2 protein-coding genes are annotated in these 2,065 nt (G+C 71.0%); both read left to right on the top strand.

Annotation, left to right across the window (positions count from 1 at the left end):
• On the top strand, window positions 1–863 hold an 863-nt coding region (locus ABEA26_RS35800; protein ID WP_345598227.1), incomplete at its 5' end, for a beta-ketoacyl reductase.
• A 30-nt stretch (window positions 864–893) separates the two neighbouring features.
• On the top strand, window positions 894–2,065 hold a 1,172-nt coding region (locus tag ABEA26_RS35795), incomplete at its 3' end, for a beta-ketoacyl synthase N-terminal-like domain-containing protein (protein ID WP_345598225.1).

Raw genomic sequence — 2,065 nt, 5'->3', positions numbered from 1 at the left:
CTTTTGCGCAGTGGCGTCGGACGCAGGGTCTGCCCGCCGTCTCGCTGGCCTGGGGACTGTGGGGCGACACCGGAGGCATGGCCGGTGTCCTCGACCAGGCGGACCAGGCCCGTATGCGGCGCAGCGGAGTCCGGGCCCTGTCCGTCGACGAGGGCATGGCGCTTTTCGACACCGCACTCGGTGCCGGCGAACCTGCCCTGGTGGCCATCACATTCGAGCTCGCCGCCCTGGCCGCGCAGGCGAGAGCCGGACAACTGGCCCCCAAACTGCAGGGCCTGGTCCGTCGGCCCCGCCGTACTGCCGCCGCCGGCGGACCCGTCCCGACCGCGTCCCTCACGGACCGGCTGGCCGGGCTCCCGGTGGAGGAGCAGACGGAGATGCTGCTGGACCTGGTCCGCGACCAGGTCGCCATCGTCCTCGGACACGCCGACGCCGCGGACATCGCGCCGGGGCAGGCGTTCAGCGAACTCGGCTTCGACTCGCTCACCGCGGTCGAGCTGCGCAACCGGCTGGCCGGGGTGACGGGCATTCCGCTGCCGGCCACGCTGATCTTCGACTACCCGTCGACCGCCGCGATCACCGATCGCCTCCGCACGGAGCTGATCCCGGACACCGCGACCGGCACGGTGGAACCCGCCGACGTGGACGAGGACGGGCTGCGCAAGGCGCTCGCCGCCGTCCCTCTCACCCGACTCCAGGAACTGGGCGTACTACAGCAGTTGCTGCGTCTAGTGGACGCTGCCCCCGCTGCTACGGACGCCGGCGGAGAATCCGCCGAAGCCGGACAGAACGACGCGCATCTGATCGCCGACATGGATGTCGCAGGCCTCATCGAACGCGCGATGGGCAACACCACCAACTGAGCCCGTCGCGGCCTACGGAGGAACTCAAGTATGTCTGTGTCCGAGGACAGGATCATTGCGGCACTGCGCGCCTCGCTCATGGAGAACGAGCAGCTCAAGGAGGAGCGGGACCGGGCCGTCGCGGCCCGGACCGAACCGATCGCGATCGTGTCGGCCGCGTGCCGGCTGCCCGGCGGCATCGCGTCGCCGGAGGATCTGTGGCGGCTCGTCGCCGAGGAACGCGACGGCATCTCACCGTTTCCGGAGAACCGGGGATGGAACGTCGACGGAATCTACGACCCCACCCTCGGCCTGCCCGACAAGACCTATGTCCGGGAGGGCGGGTTCCTGCACGACGCGGGGGAGTTCGACCCGGCGTTCTTCGGGATCAGCCCGCGCGAGGCACTGGCCATGGACCCCCAGCAGCGCCTGCTGCTGGAGACCTCCTGGGAGACCCTGGAGCGCGCGGGCATCGATCCGACCACGCTGAAGGGCAGCCGCACCGGCGTCTTCGCCGGCCTGATGTACCACGACTACGAGGCGGCCGCGGCCGCCGGAAGTATCGTGTCGGGCCGGGTCGCCTACACCTTCGGCTTCGAGGGTCCGGCGGTGACGGTGGACACGGCGTGTTCGTCGTCGCTGGTGGCGATGCACTCCGCGATGCAGGCCCTGCGCGGCGGCGAGTGCTCGCTCGCCCTCGCCGGCGGCGTGGCCGTCATGGCCACTCCGGGCAGCTTCGTCGAGTTCTCGCGCCAGCGGGGCCTCGCGGTGGACGGGCGCTGCAAGTCGTTCGCGGCGGGTGCGGACGGTACGTCGTGGGCGGAGGGTGTGGGCCTGGTGCTGCTGGAGCGTTTGTCGGACGCCCGCCGCAACGGCCATCAGGTCCTCGCCGTCGTGCGCGGCAGTGCGGTGAACCAGGACGGCGCGTCGAACGGCATTACGGCGCCGAACGGTCCGTCGCAGCAGCGGGTGATCCGGCAGGCGCTGGCCAACGCCGGTCTGTCGGCGGCCGACGTGGACGCGGTCGAGGCTCACGGTACGGGTACGTCGTTGGGTGACCCGATCGAGGCGCAGGCCCTCCTGTCCACCTACGGGCAGGAACGGCCCGGCGACGACCGGCCGTTGTGGCTGGGCTCGTTGAAGTCGAACATCGGTCATGCGCAGGCCGCCGCGGGTGTGGCGGGTGTGATCAAGATGGTGCAGGCGATGCGGCACGGGGTGCT

The organism is Streptomyces marokkonensis, from assembly GCF_039539045.1.
In the GTDB taxonomy this organism is placed as follows: domain Bacteria; phylum Actinomycetota; class Actinomycetes; order Streptomycetales; family Streptomycetaceae; genus Streptomyces; species Streptomyces marokkonensis.
This window is presented reverse-complemented; position numbering and strand designations above follow the sequence as displayed.